General features: G+C 61.9%; 19 protein-coding genes. 15 read left to right on the forward strand and 4 right to left on the reverse strand.

Annotated features, from left to right (window positions below; genetic code table 11):
* Positions 1-71: 71 nt before the first annotated feature.
* The 5 genes from argJ (at position 72) to ACMUVN_RS31050 (ending at position 3,192) form a co-directional block, all read left to right on the forward strand.
* Complete coding sequence (gene argJ, locus ACMUVN_RS31030) at positions 72-1,313, forward strand: bifunctional glutamate N-acetyltransferase/amino-acid acetyltransferase ArgJ (protein WP_063476305.1); 1,242 nt, start codon at positions 72-74, stop codon at positions 1,311-1,313.
* Positions 1,294-2,100, forward strand: coding sequence for a GNAT family N-acetyltransferase (locus ACMUVN_RS31035; protein ID WP_132576114.1), 807 nt, complete (start codon positions 1,294-1,296; stop codon positions 2,098-2,100). Before argJ ends, ACMUVN_RS31035 begins: the two co-directional genes overlap by 20 nt.
* Positions 2,097-2,510 carry an 8-oxo-dGTP diphosphatase MutT gene (mutT, locus tag ACMUVN_RS31040; protein ID WP_047619940.1) on the forward strand — a complete coding sequence of 138 codons (414 nt, stop codon included), beginning with the start codon at positions 2,097-2,099 and terminating at the stop codon, positions 2,508-2,510. The genes ACMUVN_RS31035 and mutT overlap by 4 nt, the downstream gene beginning before the upstream one ends.
* A gap of 126 nt (positions 2,511-2,636) precedes the next feature.
* Positions 2,637-2,954 (forward strand): hypothetical protein, encoded by a 318-nt coding sequence (locus ACMUVN_RS31045; RefSeq protein WP_047619941.1) that lies wholly within the window; start codon positions 2,637-2,639, stop codon positions 2,952-2,954.
* A gap of 70 nt (positions 2,955-3,024) precedes the next feature.
* On the forward strand, positions 3,025-3,192 hold the full coding sequence (locus ACMUVN_RS31050) for a Flp family type IVb pilin (RefSeq protein ID WP_047619943.1): 168 nt from the start codon (positions 3,025-3,027) through the stop codon (positions 3,190-3,192).
* A 15-nt stretch (positions 3,193-3,207) separates the two neighbouring features.
* On the opposite strand, the gene ACMUVN_RS31055 is transcribed toward ACMUVN_RS31050, so the two are convergent.
* The gene (locus tag ACMUVN_RS31055) at positions 3,208-4,092 is read right to left on the reverse strand and encodes a methyltransferase domain-containing protein (protein ID WP_127431887.1); all 885 of its coding nucleotides are present in this window, start codon (positions 4,090-4,092) and stop codon (positions 3,208-3,210) included.
* Between the two features lie 430 nt (positions 4,093-4,522).
* Here ACMUVN_RS31055 and ACMUVN_RS31060 point away from each other — a divergent pair, with 430 nt between their 5' ends.
* Genes ACMUVN_RS31060 through ACMUVN_RS31075 form a run of 4 tightly spaced genes read left to right on the forward strand, consistent with a single transcriptional unit; the run spans position 4,523 to position 6,881 of the window.
* Positions 4,523-5,299 carry a ComF family protein gene (locus ACMUVN_RS31060; protein WP_097545263.1) on the forward strand — a complete coding sequence of 259 codons (777 nt, stop codon included), beginning with the start codon at positions 4,523-4,525 and terminating at the stop codon, positions 5,297-5,299.
* A 31-nt stretch (positions 5,300-5,330) separates the two neighbouring features.
* Positions 5,331-5,588, forward strand: a complete 258-nt coding sequence (gene grxC, locus ACMUVN_RS31065) for a glutaredoxin 3 (RefSeq protein ID WP_047619947.1) — start codon at positions 5,331-5,333, stop codon at positions 5,586-5,588.
* A 10-nt stretch (positions 5,589-5,598) separates the two neighbouring features.
* Complete coding sequence (locus ACMUVN_RS31070) at positions 5,599-6,456, forward strand: carbon-nitrogen hydrolase family protein (protein ID WP_097545264.1); 858 nt, start codon at positions 5,599-5,601, stop codon at positions 6,454-6,456.
* Positions 6,453-6,881, forward strand: a complete 429-nt coding sequence (locus ACMUVN_RS31075) for a DUF1178 family protein (protein WP_047619951.1) — start codon at positions 6,453-6,455, stop codon at positions 6,879-6,881. Before ACMUVN_RS31070 ends, ACMUVN_RS31075 begins: the two co-directional genes overlap by 4 nt.
* Positions 6,882-6,936: 55 nt before the next feature.
* Here the strand turns inward: ACMUVN_RS31075 and ubiG are convergent, their stop codons facing one another.
* Positions 6,937-7,683, reverse strand: a complete 747-nt coding sequence (gene ubiG / locus ACMUVN_RS31080) for a bifunctional 2-polyprenyl-6-hydroxyphenol methylase/3-demethylubiquinol 3-O-methyltransferase UbiG (RefSeq protein WP_097545265.1) — start codon at positions 7,681-7,683, stop codon at positions 6,937-6,939.
* Between the two features lie 298 nt (positions 7,684-7,981).
* Between ubiG and ACMUVN_RS31085 the strand changes: the two genes are divergently transcribed.
* The 5 genes from ACMUVN_RS31085 (at position 7,982) to ACMUVN_RS31105 (ending at position 14,657) form a co-directional block, all read left to right on the forward strand.
* On the forward strand, positions 7,982-9,256 hold the full coding sequence (locus ACMUVN_RS31085; RefSeq protein WP_047619953.1) for an aspartate kinase: 1,275 nt from the start codon (positions 7,982-7,984) through the stop codon (positions 9,254-9,256).
* 89 nt (positions 9,257-9,345) lie between these two features.
* Positions 9,346-11,613, forward strand: coding sequence for a phosphoenolpyruvate--protein phosphotransferase (ptsP, locus tag ACMUVN_RS31090; protein WP_047619955.1), 2,268 nt, complete (start codon positions 9,346-9,348; stop codon positions 11,611-11,613).
* 29 nt (positions 11,614-11,642) lie between these two features.
* A complete protein-coding gene (gene prfA, locus ACMUVN_RS31095; RefSeq protein WP_132576116.1) occupies positions 11,643-12,722 on the forward strand; it encodes a peptide chain release factor 1 in 1,080 nt (359 codons plus the stop codon).
* Positions 12,719-13,579, forward strand: coding sequence for a peptide chain release factor N(5)-glutamine methyltransferase (gene prmC, locus ACMUVN_RS31100; protein WP_132576118.1), 861 nt, complete (start codon positions 12,719-12,721; stop codon positions 13,577-13,579). The genes prfA and prmC overlap by 4 nt, the downstream gene beginning before the upstream one ends.
* Before the next feature lie 343 nt (positions 13,580-13,922).
* Entirely contained in the window at positions 13,923-14,657 is a 735-nt protein-coding gene (locus tag ACMUVN_RS31105; protein ID WP_063476311.1) for a DUF4167 domain-containing protein, read from the forward strand.
* Between the two features lie 48 nt (positions 14,658-14,705).
* On the opposite strand, the gene ACMUVN_RS31110 is transcribed toward ACMUVN_RS31105, so the two are convergent.
* Positions 14,706-14,864 (reverse strand): hypothetical protein, encoded by a 159-nt coding sequence (locus ACMUVN_RS31110; protein ID WP_164736004.1) that lies wholly within the window; start codon positions 14,862-14,864, stop codon positions 14,706-14,708.
* 44 nt (positions 14,865-14,908) lie between these two features.
* Between ACMUVN_RS31110 and clpB the strand changes: the two genes are divergently transcribed.
* Positions 14,909-17,509 carry an ATP-dependent chaperone ClpB gene (gene clpB / locus ACMUVN_RS31115; RefSeq protein ID WP_132576120.1) on the forward strand — a complete coding sequence of 867 codons (2,601 nt, stop codon included), beginning with the start codon at positions 14,909-14,911 and terminating at the stop codon, positions 17,507-17,509.
* Between the two features lie 113 nt (positions 17,510-17,622).
* On the opposite strand, the gene ACMUVN_RS31120 is transcribed toward clpB, so the two are convergent.
* A complete protein-coding gene (locus ACMUVN_RS31120; protein ID WP_132576122.1) occupies positions 17,623-19,560 on the reverse strand; it encodes a M23 family metallopeptidase in 1,938 nt (645 codons plus the stop codon).
* Positions 19,561-20,041: the final 481 nt, after the last annotated feature.

Here is a 20,041-nt window from a genome sequence, read left to right on the forward strand (position 1 = left end):
TTTGTTGTCGCATTTCCGGACGGCGAACCGGTTTCCAATTCGCCTGGAAATGCTCATTGGCAGGTCTTATCATGTCCGGTTCCGTCTCTCCGCTCGCTCCGAAATCCTTCGTCTCGATGCCGCCGTTGCGCGGCGTGCGCATGGCGACGGCGTCCGCCGGCATCAAGTACAAGAACCGCACCGACGTGCTGATGATGGTCTTCGACAGGCCGGCGGCCGTTGCGGGCGTCTTCACCCGCTCGAAGTGCCCGTCGGCGCCGGTCGATTTCTGCCGGGCCAATCTTCCCCATGGCAGCGCCCGCGCCGTCGTCGTCAATTCCGGCAATGCCAATGCGTTTACCGGGCTGAAGGGCCGCCAGGCGACCGCGCTGACGGCGCAGTCGGCTGCCGCTGCCGTTGGCTGCGCTGAAAACGAGATCTATCTGGCCTCGACCGGCGTCATCGGCGAGCCGCTCGATGCCACCAAATTCGCAGGCGTTCTGGATCGGATGCAGGTCGAAGCGACCGGCGATTTCTGGTTCGAGGCCGCCAAGGCGATCATGACGACCGACACCTACCCGAAGGTTTCGACCCGCAGCGCCGAGATCGGCGGCGTGGCCGTGACGATCAACGGCATCGCCAAGGGCGCCGGCATGATCGCGCCTGATATGGCGACCATGCTCTCCTTCGTCGTCACCGATGCCGACATTGCACCGGCCGCGCTGCAGGCGCTTCTGTCCGACGGTGTCGGCCCGACCTTCAATTCCATGACTGTCGACAGCGACACTTCCACCTCCGATACGCTGATGCTGTTTGCGACGGGTGCGGCGGCCGAGGACGGCCAGGCCCGTATCGAACGCGCCGATGATCCGCGCCTTGCCACCTTCCGCGCTGCACTCAACGAAGTGCTGAAGGATCTGTCGCTGCAGGTGGTGCGTGATGGCGAAGGTGCCACCAAGATGCTCGAGATCACAGTGACGGGCGCCGAGAGCGATACCGCCGCCAAGCGCATCGCACTGTCGATCGCCAATTCGCCGCTGGTCAAGACGGCGGCCGCCGGCGAAGACGCCAATTGGGGCCGTATCGTCATGGCGGTCGGCAAATCCGGCGAGATGGCCGATCGCGACCGGCTCGCCATCTGGTTCGGCGACATCAGGGTCGCCGTCAATGGCGAGCGTGACCCGGATTATTCCGAGGAGGCCGCCTCTGATGTCATGAAGGCGCAGGATATCCCCGTCAAAGTCGATATCGGGCTCGGTGCCGGCACGGCTACGGTCTGGACCTGCGACCTCACCAAGGAATATGTTGCGATCAATGGCGACTATCGGAGCTGATCGGTCATTGGCGCAGGCATCCATTTCCTCACACAATCTGCCGCTGGTCCGCAGGCTGGAGGCTGTCGGCTTCCGCGCCTGGCCGGCGGCGTCCGTGCAATATGACGGCAGCTGGCAGGTGCGGCTGACGGCCGGCCACCCGTCCAACCGGTTGAATTCGATCGTGCCGCTCGATCCTTCGGATCATCGCGACGTCGAAATCCGCCTGGAAAAGGCGAGCCGAAAGTTCGAGGCCTATGGCCGCGCCGTCGTGGTCCGCCAGACGCCGCTTGCCTCGCCGGTGCTGATCGAACTTCTGCGCCAGCAGAACTGGATGCAGTTCGACGAGACTGTCGTGATGACCTGCGATCTGGCCGAGGCGGAATTGCCGGACACGCTCGATCACCTGCCGACCCATGATGTCGGCCGTTTCGTCGATGCCAATCTCGCCGTCGAGCGGGCGCCACTGAGCTTGAAGCCGGCGCTTGCCGAAATCATTACGGCGATCAAGCCGCCATCCGGCCTGTTCATGATCGAGAATGCGACGGATGGCCCGCTTGCGACCGTGCTCTGCGTTCAGGACAACGATCTTGCCGGCATCATGTCGCTTTCGGTCTCCGAGGCGCGGCGGCGCGAGGGTCTTGGCACCGAGATCCTGACCTCGGCGATGCGCTGGGCACGCATGCGCAGCGCTCGTTCGGCCTGGCTGCAGGTGAAGCTTTCCAACCGTCCGGCGATCGCCCTCTATGAGCGCCTCGGTTTTCGCGACGCCTATCATTATTGCTATTGGCAGCGGGAGCCGAAATGATCGAGGCAGGCCGGAAGATATTGCTGGTCGCCGCCTGCGCGCTGATCGATACCGACGGGCGTATCCTATTGGCACAGCGTCCCGAGGGGAAGTCGCTTGCGGGGCTCTGGGAGTTTCCCGGCGGCAAGGTCGAACCTGGCGAGACGCCGGAAGAAACGCTGGTGCGCGAGCTCGAGGAAGAGCTAGGCATCAAGACCAAGATCGCCTGCCTGGCGCCGCTCACCTTCGCCAGCCATTCCTACGAGACCTTCCACCTTTTGATGCCGCTTTATATCTGCCGGCGCTATGAGGGCATTCCCCAGGGCCGCGAGGGCCAGGCGCTGAAATGGGTGCGGCCGCAGGCGTTGCGCGATTATCCGATGCCGCCGGCCGACGAGCCGCTCATCCCGATGCTGCAGGATTTACTTTAGCGTTACCTGATTATTATCGCGCCGTGTCGTTTTCGGCTGTGGATATTAATGGATCGTTTAACACCTTCTGCCAAAGATCGGCCTCAATCAAGCATCTGGCGTGCGTGTATTAAAAGGCTTGACGTCATGGACGATGATTTCTGGAAAGCTGTCCGGGAAAAGGAACGGGCTTCGTCTGCCTCGCGCAGGACGGGTGCGCTCAATATCGCCCTTCTGTTCGGTACGGCGGTGGTTGCGCTGACGCTCATCCTGACGCCGATGCTTGCGGATTCCTCGAAAAAGAGTGTCTTTGCCAGCGCTCCCCTTGAATTTGATACGATGACAACAGGATCGATTCCGAAGGCCGAAAGCGGCAAGCGTTATACGATTCGCCGCAGCGTCCTCCAGGATACACCCGGCTCGGTCTGCGTCGTCCAGGGCTATGGCGTCGGCGCCGGTTGCTGAAAAATGTCGGCCATCACCTGATGGTCGTGGAATTGGTCGTTTGCTGTCCGTTCGCGCTAAGGGTTGGGTGATGCATTTTTTGAAGGCATTTCTTGCAGATAATAGAGGTGCGACGGCGGTCGAGTATGGGCTGATCGCCGCCGTCATCGGTGGCGCAATTGTCTCTGCTCTCGGTATCTTCTCCGGCAGACTGCAGGATATTTTCAACGCGATCGGCAACAATCTGCCTGGGAATTGAAGAGGCAGCCGGCCATTACTGCCTGAGCTTGTGCTCGTCCACTTTCAGCGCATCGGCGAGGCGAGCCTTGGCCGAACCGGGCTTCAGCGGCTTTTGCTGGCTCTCGTGCGCAGCCCATCCCGAGACATAGATGATCGAGAAGGTGGCGCGGATGCGCCCGTCGGGATCGGAATAGCGTTCGGCGTAGATCTCCGCTGCGCGCAGGAAGAAGGCGCGTGTCAGCGGCATCCGGCCGCGGGCTGCAAGCGGATTGCTCATGCCCATCGCTCGCAGATCCCGCATCAGCGGGAAGAGCGAATCATAGCGCACCGTGTAGTTCTCCGTGTCGATCACCGGCAGCGTGAAGCCGGCGCGCTGCATCAGGCCGCCAACATCGCGCACATCGGCGAAGGGAATGACACGCGGGCTTGCGCCGCCGGTCATCTCGACCTCGGCGGCCAGCAGCACCTCGCGCAGTTCCTGGAGGGTCCCGGCGCCGGGGATCGCAGCGAGAAACAGCCCGTCCGGCTTCAGGGCTCGGCGAATCTGGATGAAAACGCCAGGCGTATCGTTGGTCAGATGCAGGCTGAGCGGCGCAAGGATGAGATTGGCCGATTGCGGTTCGAGCGGCACATCTTCGAGCGGCGCCTCGATCAAGGTTTCGCCCGGCCCGGCATAGGCCTTCTCGCTTTCGACGCGGATGATCGTGCCGATCTTGCCCGTCGCCAGCGCCGCACGGGCGGCAGCCCCGGTTGCGCCGTGCAGCTCGACGGCGGTCTCGAAGGTCCGCTCGACGACGGCAAGCCTCTCGGCCATTTCCTCAGCGGCGATGTCGAGCAGGAAGGCGGCTTTCGGGTCGTTGCTGGCAAGCGCACGATGGCGGTGTGCGGCGATCAGGGCCTTGTCGAAGATCGTTTCCATGGCGATGTCCTTAGTCCCGCGTCGTTTAGGCGGCAAGACGATTTTCGTTTCGCGCAGAACGCGCCAGAGCCTTTCTTGGCCAGATTGAAGCATTCTGCCGGAGCAGGTTTTCATCAGGGCAAAGGCGATTGGCGACGGACATACCCCTTGGTACGTCCGAGCCGATCGCCTCTGTCCTGGCGTAGAGATGCCCGGCCCACCGGCCGCACTGCTTCGCCATGCGAAGCAATAGGTGCGTCCGGCGATTCTAAAGTCCCGCAGATTTGCAAGGCAAATCTGCGGGAGGGTTGGCTGAAACGGGCCGGCTGATCGACCGGCCGGCTTGGCCGTAGAACTGGGCTACGACGCGCGCCGGCCGGTCGACCATCCGATTCCGTTTGAGCCAACAGAATGCTTCAATCTGACCAGGAAAGGCTCTAGTCTTAGCCGCATGGGCTCGATCGATTTCGAAAGACCGGCAGAGTTTTTGCGGGCGCATCTCTTGCGGCCGTTGTCGGCGCTTGCCGATTTCTTCTATCCGCCCGCCTGCTCCGTCTGCGGTATTTCCACAGGCGACCATCGCGGGCTCTGCCCAAAATGCTGGTCCGGCATCCGCTTCATCGAACGGCCCTATTGCGAGGTGCTCGGCATTCCCTTCTCGCACGATCTCGGTGCCGGCATCCTCAGTGCCGAGGCGATTGCGGACCCGCCGCCCTTCGACCGGCTGCGGTCGGCTGCGACCCACGACCATGCGGTCCGCGATCTCGTGCATGGGCTGAAATATCGCGACCGTACCGATCTGGCGCCGATGATGGCCGCCTGGATGCTGCGCGCTTCCGACGGGGCGGTCGAAAGCTGCGATGCGCTGATCCCGGTGCCGCTGCATCGCACCCGCATGCTGGCGCGCAAGTTCAACCAGGCAGCCGAGCTTGCCCGCCATATGGCAAGGCTTTCGGGCAAGCCGCTGCTTGCAGCCACGCTTATTCGCGTCAAGCGCACCAGCCAGCAGGTTGGCCTTGGCGCGAAGGCGCGCGAGGACAATGTCAGGGGCGCTTTCGCGATTGCCAAGGGTTGCGAAAACGACATTTTCGGCAAGCGCATCGTCCTCGTCGACGACGTCTATACAACGGGGGCGACGGTTGCTGCGGCAAGCCGGACATTACGCAAGGCAGGTGCGGCCGAGATAACGGTTTTAACCTTTGCAAGGGCTCTCTCCGAGCCTATATGACAGAAATACCCGGCATCGGTCTGGAGAGATTATGGTACCCGTCACGATCTATACACGGCAGTTCTGCGGCTATTGCAGCCGCGCCAAGTCCCTTCTCGAAGAAAAGGGCGTCGACTACGTCGAACACGACGCAACCTTTTCGCCGGATCTTCGCCAGGAGATGATCGGCAAGTCGAACGGCCGCACCACCTTTCCGCAGATCTTCATCGGTGCCGATCATGTCGGCGGTTGCGACGATCTCTTCGCGCTAGATCGGGCCGGCAAGCTCGATCCGATGCTGGCGGCCTGAGGACAAATCGATGAGCTTCAAGGCCGCCGCCATCCAGATGTGTTCCGGGGTCGATCCGGTGAAAAACGCCGCAGCCATGGCGCGGCTGGTGCGCGAGGCCGCCGCAGAGGGCGCGATCTATGTGCAGACGCCGGAGATGACCGGCATGTTGCAGCGCGATCGCGCGGCGGCGCGCGCCGTGCTTGCCGACGAGGCGCATGACATCATCGTCAAGACCGGCTCGGAGCTCGCCGCCGAACTCGGCATCCACGTGCATGTCGGCTCGACGGCAATCGCCCTTGCCGACGGCAAAATCGCCAATCGCGGTTTCCTCTTCGGTCCCGACGGCCGAATCCTCAATCGCTACGACAAGATCCATATGTTCGACGTCGACCTCGACAATGGCGAGAGCTGGCGTGAAAGTGCCGCCTATACGGCCGGCTCGGAGGCCCGTGTTCTGTCGCTGCCCTTTGCCGAAATAGGTTTTACGATCTGCTACGACGTGCGGTTTCCCACGCTCTTCCGCGCCCAGGCGATTGCCGGCGCCGAGGTGATGACGGTTCCCGCCGCCTTCACCAAACAGACCGGCGAGGCGCATTGGGAGATTCTGCTCAGGGCACGCGCGATCGAGAACGGTGTCTTCGTCATCGCCGCCGCACAGGCCGGCCGGCATGAGGACGGCCGCGAGACTTTTGGCCATTCGATGATCATCGATCCCTGGGGCACGGTGCTGGCGTCGGCCGGCGCCACCGGCGAGGCCATTATCGTTGCCGAGATCGATCCCAGTGCGGTCAAAACCGCGCATGACAAGATCCCGAACCTGAGGAATGGCCGGGAATTCTCGGTCGAGAAGATTGCGGGGGCAGTCGCAGGAGGCGTCGCCGCTTGATCCGCTATTCTCTCACCTGTGACAATGCCCATGAATTCGAAGGCTGGTTTTCCGAAAGCGCCGATTTCGACCGTCAGGTCGCGACCGGCTTCCTGACCTGCCCCGTCTGTCATTCCGCTGCTATTTCCAAGCTGTTGATGGCGCCTTCGGTGTCGACGGCGCGGAAGAAGGACGAGATCCAGACATTGGCGATGGATGCCATGCGCCAGGAGGCCCTGCGGAAGCTGAAAGAGGCGGTCGCGGCCGTCAAGGCCAATTCCGAGGATGTCGGCACGCAGTTTCCCGAGGAAGCCCGCAAGATCCATTATGGCGAGGCGGATGCTCGCGGCATCATCGGCCAGGCGACTTTCGACGAGGCGCAGGCACTCCTCGAAGAGGGCATCGAGATCGCAGCCATTCCGGTTTTGCCGGAAGACGTGAACTGACGCAGTCCGCGCGGCCTGCTGCAATGGCTACCTGCATGTGGCGCCTGCCCTGGACTTACGCCGGCCGCTTTGCCAGCAGCATATAATTGACGTCCATATCGTTGGACAGGTTCCATTGGTTCGACAGTGGGTTGAAGAAGACGCCGGTGCGGTCGGTGATCTCGAGGCCGCTTGCCGCCAGCGGCTTTTCCAGCTCTTCCGGGCGCACCAGCTTTTCATATTGATGCGTGCCGCGCGGCAGCCAGCGCAGAATGTTTTCGGCGGCGAAGATGGCGAGCGCGGCCGCCTTCATCGTGCGGTTGATGGTGGCAACGAAAATCAGACCGCCGGGGCGGACCATTTTCGCGCAGGTCGTCATGAAAAATTCGACGTCGGCGACGTGTTCGACCACTTCCATGTTCAAGACGATATCGAAGGTCTCGCCGGCGTCGGCGAGCTCCTCGGCAGTGACGGCGCGATAATCGACCGAAACGCCTGATGCCTTGGCATGGGTAGAGGCGATGCCGATATTCTTCTCGGACGGATCGGCGCCGGTGACGGAGGCGCCCATGCGGGCGACAGGTTCGGACAGGAGGCCGCCGCCGCAGCCGATATCGAGCACCCGCAGGCCTTCGAGCGGGCGGGCGCTTTTCGGATCACGGCCGAAATTCTCGCAGGCCTTGTCTCTTATGTAGGTAAGCCGGACGGGATTGAACTTGTGTAGCGGCCTGAACTTACCGGTCGGGCTCCACCATTCCGCCGCCATCGCCGAGAAGCGGTCCACTTCGCCCTGGTCGATCGTGCTTCTGGCGCCTTCCGTCATCGTCCACTCCTTCATTCGCTCAATGTGAAGTCGGACGATCGACGGCATAAGTCAAGGGGCGTGGATCAGCGGACTGACGAGCGCGGAGCCGCCCGCCAACAGCTTTTATCGCGTGCGCTTGCCTACCCCCGCCAAACTCGCTAAGAGACGCCGCAACTTGGGGCCTTTTGGGGCCTGGGCTTTTAGAGCGGTTCCAGAAGTTGGGAATCCGGCTCTTTGGCCAGGCGGTCCGCCCCAGAGCTTTCGTGATGCCGGGTTCGGTTTTCCGCTGTCCCGGCGCCAGTCGTGGTAGAGGCATATGGCACGCATCGTAATGAAATTCGGCGGCACATCCGTCGCTGACCTGGACCGCATCAAGAACGTTGCCCGCCACGTAAAACGCGAAGTCGATGCCGGGCACGAGGTGGCGGTGGTCGTCTCGGCCATGTCCGGCAAGACCAATGAACTGGTCGGCTGGGTGCAAGGCACGCCGAAGGTGATCGGTGCCAATTCTCCGTTTTACGATGCGCGGGAATATGATGCGGTGGTCGCATCCGGCGAGCAGGTGACCTCCGGGCTGCTGGCGATCGCATTGCAGGCGATGGATATCAATGCGCGGTCCTGGCAGGGATGGCAGATCCCGATCCACACCGACAACGCTCATGGCGCGGCGCGGATCATGGAGATTGACGGCTCCGACATCGTCAAGCGGATGGGCGAGGGGCAGGTTGCCGTCATCGCCGGTTTCCAGGGTTTGGGACCCGACAACCGTATCGCGACGCTCGGGCGCGGCGGATCGGACACGTCTGCCGTCGCGATCGCGGCAGCTGTCAAAGCGGATCGCTGCGATATCTATACCGATGTCGACGGCGTCTACACCACCGACCCGCGCATCGTGCCGAAGGCGCGCAGGCTGAAGAAGATCGCCTTCGAGGAAATGCTGGAAATGGCCTCGCTCGGCGCCAAGGTGCTGCAGGTGCGCTCGGTCGAGCTTGCCATGGTGCACAAGGTGCGCACCTTCGTGCGCTCGTCATTCGAAGATCCCGATGCTCCGGGCATGGGCGATCTGTTGAACCCGCCCGGAACGCTGATTTGTGACGAGGATGAAATCGTGGAACAGGAAGTAGTCACCGGCATCGCCTATGCCAAGGATGAGGCTCAGATCTCGCTTCGCCGTCTTGCCGACCGGCCGGGCGTTTCCGCAGCGATCTTCGGACCGCTCGCCGAATCCCATATCAATGTCGACATGATCGTCCAGAATATCTCCGAGGACGGGTCGAAGACCGACATGACCTTCACCGTCCCTTCAGGCGACGTCGAGAAGGCGATCAAGGTGCTCGGCGACCATAAGGAGAAGATCGGCTACGATGTCGTGCAGAACGAATCGGGGCTGGTGAAAGTATCGGTCATCGGCATCGGCATGCGCAGCCACGCGGGCGTTGCCGCGACCGCATTTCGTGCACTTGCCGAAAAAGGCATCAACATCAAGGCGATCACGACCTCCGAGATCAAGATTTCCATCCTGATCGACGGTCCCTATGCAGAACTCGCTGTCAGGACTTTGCATTCCTGCTACGGTCTGGATAAGAATTGATTCCCAGTGGGCGGCCTGCCCCTTCAGGTTGAGGAGACGAGGGCCGGCCCGCCGGGACTGAGTGCGTTGTTTCGGGAGCTTGAGACGCCATGAGAGACCTTTCCGGCGGTCCACGCGTGCTGCTCAGGCGGCTGCGCGAGTTGATGGCGGAGCCGCTGGAGCCGCAGGATCGTCTTGACCGGATCGTCCGCCAGATCGCCGGCAACATGGTGGCGGAAGTCTGCTCTGTCTACGTGCTGCGCGCCGACGGCGTCCTCGAACTCTATGCAACCGAAGGTCTCAACCGCGAGGCCGTGCATCTGGCGCAACTGAAGATGGGGCAGGGCCTCGTCGGCACGATCGCAGCCTCGGCCCAGCCGCTGAACCTTTCCGACGCGCAGTCACACCCTGCTTTCCGTTACCTGCCGGAAACGGGCGAAGAGATCTACCATTCCTTCCTTGGTGTGCCGATTCTCCGAACCGGGCGCTCGCTCGGCGTTCTCGTCGTCCAGAACAAGGCGAGCCGCAACTATCGCGAGGAAGAGCTGGAAGCGCTCGAGACGACGGCGATGGTGCTGGCCGAGATGATCGCCACCGGCGAGCTCAAGAAGATCACCAAGCCGGGCCTCGAACTCGACCTGACGCGTTCGGTGACCGTCGACGGCGACACCTATAATGACGGCATCGGCCTCGGTTACGTCGTGCTGCACGAGCCGCGCATCGTCGTCACCAACCTGCTCAACGAGGATGCCGAGAAGGAAATCCGACGGCTGGCCGAAGCCATGGGCTCGCTCCGGATCTCGATCGACGACATGCTGTCGCGTCGCGACGTGTCGATGGAAGGCGAACACCGCGAGGTGCTCGAAACCTATCGTATGTTCGCGCATGATCAGGGCTGGGTGCGCAAGCTCGAGGAGGCGATCCGCAACGGCCTGACGGCGGAAGCGGCGGTCGAGAAGGTGCAGAGCGATACCAAGGCGCGGATGATGCGCCTGACGGATCCGTATCTGCGCGAACGCATGCACGATTTCGAGGATCTGGCGAACCGGCTGCTCAGACAGTTGACGGGTTATACCGGGCGGACGACGGCCGAGGGTTTCCCCAGCGACGCGGTTATTCTGGCGCGCGCCATGGGGGCGGCAGAACTGCTCGATTATCCACGTGCCAATGTGCGCGGGCTGGTGCTGGAAGAAGGCGCGGTGACGAGCCATGTGGTGATCGTCGCGCGCGCCATGGGCATTCCGGTCATCGGCCAGGCAGCCGGCGTCGTGGCGCTCGCCGAGAACGGCGATGCCGTGATCATCGATGCCGACGAGGGGCATGTGCATCTGCGGCCGATGGCCGATCATCGGCGTTCCTACGAGGAAAAGGTCCGCTTCCGTGCCAGACGGCAGGAGCAGTTCCGGGCGCTGCGCGCCGTCGAGCCGGTGACGAAGGATGGGCAGCGGATCGCGCTGATGATGAATGCGGGGCTGCTGGTCGACCTGCCGCAGCTTTCGGAATCGGGCGCCGAGGGCATCGGCCTCTTCCGCACCGAACTGCAGTTCATGATCGCCTCCACCATGCCGAAGGCGGATGAGCAGGAGCAGTTCTATCGCAATGTGATAAAACAGGCGGCGGGCCGCCCCGTCACCTTCCGCACGCTGGATATCGGCGGCGACAAGGTCGTGCCCTATTTCCGCGGCCATGAGGAAGAAAATCCCGCCCTTGGCTGGCGCGCCATCCGGCTATCGCTCGATCGGCCGGGACTATTGCGCACCCAGCTGCGCGCCCTATTGAAGGCGTCGGCCGACACCGAACTGAAGCTGATGGTGCCGATGGTGACCGAGGTTTCGGAGCTGAAGATCGTGCGCGAGCTGTTGCAGAAGGAAGTGCAGCACCTCTCGCGCTTCGGTCACGGGTTGCCGCGCAAGCTGCAATTCGGAGCGATGCTGGAGGTGCCTGCACTGCTCTGGCAGCTTGACGAACTGATGGAGGCGGTGGATTTCGTTTCGGTCGGTTCGAACGACCTCTTCCAGTTCTCGATGGCGGTCGATCGCGGCAATGCGCGGGTCTCGGATCGCTTCGATCCGCTCGGCAAACCATTCTTGCGCATCCTGCGCGATATCGTGCGCGGGGCGGATCGGAACAAGACGCCGGTGACGCTCTGCGGCGAACTCGCCAGCAAACCGATCTCGGCGATGGCGCTGCTCGGCATCGGCTTCCGCTCGATCTCGATGTCGCCGGCCTCGATCGGACCGGTGAAGGCGATGCTGCTCGGGCTCGATGTCGGGGCGCTGGCCAAGGTGATGGACGAGGTGCTAGACGATCACCACGCCGTGATGCCGATGCGCGAGGTGCTTGCCCGCTTCGCCGAGAGCCACAATATTCCCCTTTAGACAGAGATTAAGAAGAATCGGAGTGAAGGGTGGCGAAGCTTCCCGTTGAAAAAATGCGCGAGCTGGAGCGCCGTTTCGGCGAGATCGAGGCGCGCATGTCGGCTGGCCCGGCTGCCGATGTCTATGTGAAGCTCGCATCCGAATATTCCGAGCTGCAGTCCGTCGTGACGCAGATCCGCGCCTATGAGAAGGCGGTCGCCGAGCTTGCCGATCTCGAAACTCTGCTGGCGGATAAATCGGTCGACCGCGAGATGCGCGACCTCGCCGAGCTGGAACTGCCGGAGGTGAAAGAGCAGATCGAGACGCTCGAACAGGACATGCAGATCCTGCTTTTGCCGAAGGATGCAGCGGACGAAAAGAGTGCGATCCTCGAAATCCGCGCCGGCACCGGCGGCTCGGAAGCGGCCCTTTTTGCCGGCGATCTCTTTCGCATGTACGAGCGTTTCGCGGCGGAAAAGGGCTGGAAGGTGGAAGTTCTCTCGGCAAGCGAGGGCGAAGCCGGCGGCTATAAGGAAATCATCGCGACGATCACCGGCAGGGGCGTTTTCGCCAAGCTGAAATTTGAATCCGGCGTACATCGCGTGCAGCGCGTGCCGGAAACCGAGGCGGGCGGACGCATCCATACGTCGGCTGCAACCGTTGCAGTGTTGCCGGAGGCAGAGGAGATCGACATCGAGATCCGGCCGGAGGATATCCGCATCGATACGATGCGCTCTTCGGGTGCGGGCGGCCAGCACGTCAATACGACGGACTCGGCGGTGCGCATCACCCACCTGCCGAGCGGCATCGTCGTCACCAGCTCGGAAAAGTCGCAACACCAGAACCGCGCCAAGGCGATGCAGGTGCTGCGCTCCAGGCTCTACGATGCCGAGCGACAGCGGGCCGACAGCGAGCGCTCTGCCGATCGCAAGAGCCAGGTCGGCTCCGGCGACCGCTCGGAACGCATCCGCACCTATAATTTCCCGCAGGGTCGGGTGACGGACCATCGCATCAACCTGACACTCTACAAGCTCGACCGGATGATGGAAGGCGAGATCGAGGAGGTCGTCGATGCGCTGATGGCCGATTACCAGGCAAGCCAGCTGGCACAGCTCGGCGAACAGCAATGAGCTCGACGGTCGCCGATATGCTTGCTGAAGCGCGCCGTCGCTTCACCGAAGCAGGTATCGTCGATCCGGCGACCGATGCGCGGCTGCTGGTCGCGGGCCTTCTGAAATTGTCGCCGACCGAGCTGTTGACGCGATCGGCCGAGAGACTTTCTCCCGAGCGGTCCGAGCTGATCTTCAAGGCGGTGGAGCGGCGGCTCGGCCATGAGCCGGTGCATCGCATTCTCGGCGAGCGGGAGTTCTACGGCTTGCCGCTTCGGCTCTCGGCGGAAACGCTGGAGCCGCGGCCGGATACAGAAATCCTGGTCGATACGGTGCTCGGCTATCTCCGCAACCTTGCAAAAGCTGAAGGCGGTCTCCATATCCTTGATCTAGGAACCGGGACCGGGGCAATATGCCTTGCGCTTTTGAGCGAGTGTCCTGATGCGTCAGGTGTCGGCAGCGACATATCGGCGGATGCGCTTTTGACGGCAAGATCGAATGCAGAAAGAAACGGATTGCTGGATCGGTTTCAGGCCGTACAGTCGAGATGGTTTGAGAGCATCGAAGGATCCTTTCACGCGATTGTCTCAAATCCGCCCTATATTGCTTCCAATGTCATTCACGATCTCGCTCCCGAAGTGACGAAATTTGATCCGCTTGCGGCTCTGGATGGCGGCCCGGATGGGCTTGACGCCTACAAAGCCATAGCCAAGGATGCGGCAAGGTTCATGAGGCCCAATGGGGTCGTCGGACTGGAGATCGGCTACGATCAGCGAAACGATGTGACGGCGATCTTTGAAGCGAAAGGCTTCAAGTGCCTCAAATCCGTGAAAGATTATGGTCAGAACGACAGGGTGCTCGTGTTCGCGCTCGCGTGACAGGCGATAATTGCTGCACTGGACAGGACATTATTGTTATTGCGAAGAAAAGGCTTGGATTTCCCAGGGAAGCAATATAGGTTGCGGTTACGTGTTGGGCAGATAGGAATGAACGAGATTCGTTCGGTACTTGGTTTGCCTCGGGGGTCCGCTCTTTTAAACGAGAGTTTCAACGGTTGAACACGACCCAATGCGTGAATCAGTCAAACTGACTTGAGAACCAAGCGGCAGGTCGGCGCAAAGGCGCAGTATGCTCGCGGCACAAAGGTCCTGACCCGGTTTTCCGGTCATGGCGGTTGGTGCCATGTATCCATCACAAACAGAGAATTCAGGTGAACGATCTATGAGGCCAGGACAGCAGAACAAGCGCGGTCGAGGGCGTGGTAACAACAATAATAACAACGGCGGCGGTGGAAATAACAATAACAACAATTTCAACCGCAAGGGCGGCAATCCGCTGACCCGGACCTATGACAGCTCCGGCCCCGATGTGAAGATTCGCGGTACTGCGCAGCATATCGCCGAAAAATACGCACAACTCGCCCGCGACGCCCAAAGCTCCGGCGACCGCGTGATTGCCGAGAACTATCTCCAGCACGCCGAACATTACAATCGTATCATCGCCAGCGCCCAGGCGCAGATGCAGGAGCGCTTCCAGCGCGACGATCGCGGCGATTACAATGATCGCGACGGTGCGGACCGCGACGGCGACGATATGGATAGCAACGACAATGACGGTGACGACGTCGTTATCGTCCAGCCGCCGCAGAGCAGGCAGCATCAGCCGCGGCCGCAGCCTGAGTCCCAGCCCCAGCCGACTCCTGCTCCGGCGCCGGTAGTGTCCCAGGCCGAGGTCATCGATGGAACCGGCCCGCAGCCGGAGATCGAAGGTATCCCGGCCGAAGTCGCCATGGACGAGGAAGGTTCGGGCGGCCAGCCGCGCGAACGCCAGCCTCGCCGTCGCAGCACCGGCAACCGTCCCCGTCGCCCGCGTCGCGGCGCAGAAGGGGAAGCCGCTGCTGAAGGCGAGGGTGCCTCTGCCGAGGCGCCGGTGCTGGCTGACGTCGCATCGGAATGAGGATTTCGCTTCTCCTTCAGGGGAGAGCGTGAGGTTCATGCCATCTGCTCAAATTGCCTTTAAAATCCCCGGTCTCGCGCCGGGGATTTTCGTTTTATGGGCTTTAAACTCGCAGAACAGGCTACCATATTCTCCTCGAACTGCTTCGCCCGAAATCCCAGACGGGCAAAGCGCGGCCTGCCTTTTCAGGGGGTCGATCTCAATCATCGGTCTGCGCCTCGTCAGGGCAGGGCGATCCATGGAGGTAGAATATGAATATCGAGAAATATTCCGAGCGGGTGCGCGGTTTCATCCAGTCCGCCCAGACCTATGCATTGGCTCAGGGTCACCAGCAATTTACGCCCGAACATGTGCTGAAAGTCCTGCTCGACGACGACCAGGGCATGGCGGCCTCGCTGATCGAGCGCGCCGGCGGCGATGCCAAGGCGGCCCGCCTTGCCAACGACGCGGCTTTGGCCAAGCTGCCGAAAATTTCCGGCGGCAACGGCAACATCTATCTTGCGCAACCGCTTGCCAAGGTACTTTCAACAGCTGAAGAGGCGGCGAAGAAGGCCGGCGACAGTTTCGTCACCGTCGAGCGCCTGCTGCAGGCGCTGGCGATCGAATCCTCGGCCTCGACCTTTTCGACGCTGAAGAATTCAGGCGTGACGGCTCAGGGCCTCAACCAGGTCATCAATGACATCCGCAAGGGGCGGACGGCGGATTCCTCCAATGCGGAGCAGGGTTTCGATTCGCTGAAGAAGTTCGCACGCGATCTCACCGCCGAAGCCCGCGAGGGCAAGCTCGACCCGGTGATCGGCCGCGACGACGAAATCCGCCGCACCATCCAGGTGCTTTCGCGCCGCACCAAGAACAATCCTGTGCTGATCGGCGAACCCGGTGTCGGCAAGACGGCGATCGTCGAAGGCTTGGCGCTGCGCATCGTCAACGGCGACGTGCCGGAATCGCTCAAGGACAAGAAGCTGATGGCGCTCGACATGGGCGCGCTGATTGCCGGTGCGAAATACCGCGGCGAATTCGAGGAGCGGCTGAAGGCCGTACTCAACGAAGTGCAGGCGGAGAACGGCGAGATCATCCTGTTCATCGACGAGATGCACACGCTGGTCGGCGCCGGCAAGGCGGATGGGGCGATGGACGCCTCCAACCTCTTGAAGCCCGCCCTTGCCCGCGGTGAGCTGCATTGCGTCGGCGCGACCACGCTTGATGAATATCGCAAACATGTCGAGAAGGATCCGGCCCTTGCCCGCCGCTTCCAACCCGTCGTCGTTGACGAACCGACGGTCGAAGACACGATCTCGATCCTGCGCGGCCTGAAGGAAAAATACGAGCAGCATCACAAGGTGCGCATCGCCGATGCGGCGCTGGTGGCCGCGGCGACACTTTCCAACCGCTATATCACCGACCGTTTCCTGCCCGACAAGGCGATCGACCTGATGGACGAAGCGGCAGCGCGGCTGCGCATGCAGGTGGATTCCAAGCCGGAAGAGCTCGATGAACTCGACCGCCGCATCATCCAGCTGAAGATCGAACGCGAGGCCCTGAAGAAGGAAACCGACATTGCCTCGGCCGACCGGCTGAAGCGGCTGGAGACCGAACTCACCGACCTCGAAGAAGAGGCCGATGCGCTGACGGCCCGCTGGCAGGCGGAAAAGCAGAAGCTCGGCCTTGCCGCCGATCTCAAGAAGCAGCTCGACGATGCCCGTAACGAACTGGCGATCGCCCAGCGCAAAGGCGAGTTCCAGCGTGCCGGCGAGCTGACTTACGGCGTCATTCCGGATCTCGAAAAGCAGCTCGTCGATGCCGAGAAGCAGGATGGCGATCGCGGCGCGATGGTGCAGGAGGTGGTAAGCCCCGACAATATCGCTCACGTCGTTTCCCGCTGGACCGGCATTCCGGTCGACAGGATGCTGGAGGGCGAACGCGACAAGCTGCTGCGGATGGAAGACGAATTGGCGAAATCGGTGATCGGCCAGGGTGATGCGGTTCAGGCCGTGTCGCGCGCCGTCCGCCGCGCGCGCGCCGGCCTGCAGGATCCGAACCGGCCGATCGGCTCGTTCATCTTCCTCGGTCCGACCGGCGTCGGCAAGACGGAGCTCACCAAGGCGCTCGCCCGCTTCCTCTTCGACGACGAAACGGCGATGGTGCGCATGGATATGTCGGAATATATGGAGAAACACTCCGTTGCCCGTCTGATCGGCGCGCCTCCCGGCTATGTCGGTTATGACGAAGGCGGAGCGCTGACGGAAGCCGTGCGCCGCAGGCCCTATCAGGTCGTGCTGTTCGACGAGATCGAAAAGGCGCATCCCGACGTCTTCAACATCCTGCTGCAGGTGCTGGACGACGGACGCCTGACGGACGGCCAGGGCCGGACCGTCGATTTCCGCAACACGATGATCATCATGACCTCGAACCTCGGTGCCGAATATCTGACGCAGCTGAGGGACGGCGACGACAGCGATACGGTTCGCGAGCAGGTGATGGAGGTCGTGCGCGGGCATTTCCGGCCGGAATTCCTGAACCGCATCGACGAGATCATCCTCTTCCATCGCCTGAAACGTGAGGAGATGGGCGCGATCGTCGATATCCAGCTGAAACGGCTGGTGGCTCTGCTTTCCGAGCGCAAGATCGTCATCGATCTCGACGAAGACGCCCGCCATTGGCTGGCGAACAAGGGTTATGATCCGGTCTACGGCGCAAGGCCGCTGAAGCGGGTGATCCAGAAGTTCGTGCAGGATCCGCTCGCCGAGCAGATCCTGTCCGGCCAGGTGCCGGACGGATCGACGGTGAAGGTGACGAGCGGTTCGGACCGGCTGCAGTTCAAGACGCGGCAGACGGTGAGCGAAGCGGCGTAAACCGGTTTGCGGATGAATGAGGAATGGCGGCTTCGGCCGTCATTTTTCGTCTGGGGTGCGATCGGCGACCGGGATGATCAGCATGTAGGCAGTTCAAAGGACGCTGTCGGAGATTATTTGCTGGCCACCTGGTCTGACGTCTGGTTGTTCAGCAGCGTATCGATGCGCTTGCGCTCGTCCTCGAATTTCGCCAGCGCCTCGCCCTGCAGCGATTTGCCGCCCGGCAGACGGATGCGCAGCGGGTCGACCTTCGTGCCGTTGACGATCAATTCGTAATGCAGGTGCGGGCCGGTGGATTCGCCTGTGGTGCCGACCCAGCCGATCACCTGGCCCTGGCGGATCTTGGCGCCGGGGACGACGCCCTTGGCGATGGCGCTCTGGTGGTTGTAGGAGGATTCATAGCCGTTGGCATGGCGGATAATCGTCTGGTTGCCGTAACCGCCGGAATCCCAGCCGGCTTTCTCGACCGTGCCGTTGCCGGCGGCGATGATCGCCGTGCCGCGCGGCGCTGCCCAATCGACACCTGTGTGCATGCGGGCGAAACCGAGGATCGGGTGACGGCGCATGCCGAAGCCCGATTTGAAGATGCCGTTCGGAACCGGGTTGCGCAGCAGGAACTGGCGGATGCTCTTGCCGTTCTCGTCGAAATAATCGACCGTGCCGTCATCGGGATCCTGGAAGCGATAAAAGCGCGTCTGCGTATCGCCGAAACGGGCGTTGACGTAGAGCAGTTCGGAATCCTCGGTCGCCTGGCCGGCGCTGTCGGCGACGGAGAAGAAGGCCTCGAGACTGTCGGTCGTCCTCAGTTGCGCCTGGAAATCGACGTTGCTGGCGAGCAGCTTGATGATCAGCGCCGTCATATCCTTGGTCATGCCGTAGGAAAGGGCAGCGCGATAGATGCCGTCATAGACGCGCGGCAGGTTCTGGCCGGGAGGCGGCGCGAAGGAATTATCATCGAAAGCGGTGGCGATGGCATCCAGCATCGGCGGCTCGCTGCCGGGCACGTATCTGCCCTTGTCGTCGACGGCCACGGTGACGAGATGGCGCGTGCCGCGATAGACGCTGGCGCGGATGATCTTGGCCTGTTCGCCCTTCTGAATGATGCCGATGCGCAGCACGTCGCCCTTGTCGAGATCGGTGGACCCCAGTTGCTGCGAGATAAAGCCGGCAATGCCATCGGCATACTGCTGCGGATAGCCTGAATCCGTCAGCGCCTTGGCGATCGGCGTGTCGATGCGCACCGGCAGGATGTCGTCGGCGAACTCTTCGGTCTGCGGTGTGATCGATTCCGATGCGGAGACCGTCATGTTCTGTTCGAGCACACGGGCGGACAGGCCGGCGGTCAGGTCGACATCGGCATCCTCGTTGGAGAAACGGCGCGGATCGACGTAATAAAGCGCTGCGAGCTGCGTGTTGCCGTCGGTCAGCACCGAGCCGTTGGATCGTACGTTCTCTTCGACCTCTTCGAGCGACAGGCCGGACGCCATCTGCATGTTGGTCTTGCCGGTCGGGAAGGGAATGGTCTTGAGGCTGACTTCGGATTCGACGTCGGAGCCGTAAAGCGCACCGGTGCGGCTTTGCGGGGCGGGCTGAGGCTCGTCGGCGGAAAAGATCGCCAGGGGATCGAAGTCCGGATAGTCCTCGGTCGCCACGTGGTTGGCGGCCAGTGTCATCTTCACATGCGCGAAGGGCTGGCGGCGCACGACTTCCTTTTCGCCGTCATGGACGACGGTCGAAACTTCCATGATGGCACGGTCGGACGGTTTTGCGGCGATGGCGGGCGCGATCAGCCGACCGCCGCGGACCACTGTCTCCTCATGCGCGTCTGTCGCGGCACTTGCATAGGCTTCGGCGGGGATCGCCAGCTGCTGGCGCCCGTCAAGGGCGGCAAAAAGGGCGACACCCATGAGCACGGACGAGGTGATGCCGGTGAGGAACGTGCCCGAGAGCCAACGCAGGGAAACTTCGCGCCGGTCGGGCGCGCGTCTGCCGTCGGCCAGAAGCGGAGGCTCGTTGCCCAACGAGCGGATCATCATTTTCTCCGTCATCATGGCAGTCGGGTCCGCGTCCTTACATCAGGCGTCTCAGAGAGCATTTCTTAGCCATCCTGGCTGGGGCGAAAGATGTGCATATTTTAAGCATGGAAGTCAAATCACCCGGGAAAAGGCAGTCTGCCTGCATTTGCCTGTGTGAATCGTGCGTCTCTTAAGACCAGCAGATTGTGATGATGTCGGGGCGCAGGAGACAAAAGAGCGTTCTTTCCACGAAAAGTCGAAAGACGTTCATCTTTTCCTGAGGGTTTAAGGCCGATCGGAATCCGGGAAATGACCGCATCTGGGTGTCTCTCGGAATTTGATCTGAAAAAACAATGACATGAAAGAAATATCATTTTTTTCGAAATGGCCTGTTGACTGCTTGGGAGGGTTAGTTCTATAAGCCCCCTCACTGAACGAGGGCGGCGGCGCTGCTGGCGACGAAGTCTTTCGTTCTAAAGAACCTCAAGCGGATTGGCGGATTGCTGGTTTGTGTTCT

Source organism: Rhizobium sp. IY2, assembly GCF_047532935.1.
Taxonomy (GTDB): Bacteria; Pseudomonadota; Alphaproteobacteria; order Rhizobiales; family Rhizobiaceae; genus Rhizobium; species Rhizobium anhuiense.

Coding starts and splice junctions, on each gene's coding strand:
- grxC (WP_047619947.1), top strand. CDS start 5,331: ATGGTACCCGTCACGATCTATACACGGCAGTTCTGCGGCTATTGCAGC.
- ACMUVN_RS31035 (WP_132576114.1), top strand. CDS start 1,294: ATGGCGACTATCGGAGCTGATCGGTCATTGGCGCAGGCATCCATTTCC.
- ACMUVN_RS31120 (WP_132576122.1), bottom strand. CDS start 19,560: ATGATGACGGAGAAAATGATGATCCGCTCGTTGGGCAACGAGCCTCCG.
- prmC (WP_132576118.1), top strand. CDS start 12,719: ATGAGCTCGACGGTCGCCGATATGCTTGCTGAAGCGCGCCGTCGCTTC.
- ubiG (WP_097545265.1), bottom strand. CDS start 7,683: ATGACGGAAGGCGCCAGAAGCACGATCGACCAGGGCGAAGTGGACCGC.
- ptsP (WP_047619955.1), top strand. CDS start 9,346: ATGAGAGACCTTTCCGGCGGTCCACGCGTGCTGCTCAGGCGGCTGCGC.
- mutT (WP_047619940.1), top strand. CDS start 2,097: ATGATCGAGGCAGGCCGGAAGATATTGCTGGTCGCCGCCTGCGCGCTG.
- argJ (WP_063476305.1), top strand. CDS start 72: ATGTCCGGTTCCGTCTCTCCGCTCGCTCCGAAATCCTTCGTCTCGATG.
- ACMUVN_RS31050 (WP_047619943.1), top strand. CDS start 3,025: ATGCATTTTTTGAAGGCATTTCTTGCAGATAATAGAGGTGCGACGGCG.
- ACMUVN_RS31105 (WP_063476311.1), top strand. CDS start 13,923: ATGAGGCCAGGACAGCAGAACAAGCGCGGTCGAGGGCGTGGTAACAAC.
- ACMUVN_RS31045 (WP_047619941.1), top strand. CDS start 2,637: ATGGACGATGATTTCTGGAAAGCTGTCCGGGAAAAGGAACGGGCTTCG.
- ACMUVN_RS31085 (WP_047619953.1), top strand. CDS start 7,982: ATGGCACGCATCGTAATGAAATTCGGCGGCACATCCGTCGCTGACCTG.
- ACMUVN_RS31070 (WP_097545264.1), top strand. CDS start 5,599: ATGAGCTTCAAGGCCGCCGCCATCCAGATGTGTTCCGGGGTCGATCCG.
- ACMUVN_RS31055 (WP_127431887.1), bottom strand. CDS start 4,092: ATGGAAACGATCTTCGACAAGGCCCTGATCGCCGCACACCGCCATCGT.
- ACMUVN_RS31060 (WP_097545263.1), top strand. CDS start 4,523: ATGGGCTCGATCGATTTCGAAAGACCGGCAGAGTTTTTGCGGGCGCAT.
- ACMUVN_RS31110 (WP_164736004.1), bottom strand. CDS start 14,864: ATGATTGAGATCGACCCCCTGAAAAGGCAGGCCGCGCTTTGCCCGTCT.
- clpB (WP_132576120.1), top strand. CDS start 14,909: ATGAATATCGAGAAATATTCCGAGCGGGTGCGCGGTTTCATCCAGTCC.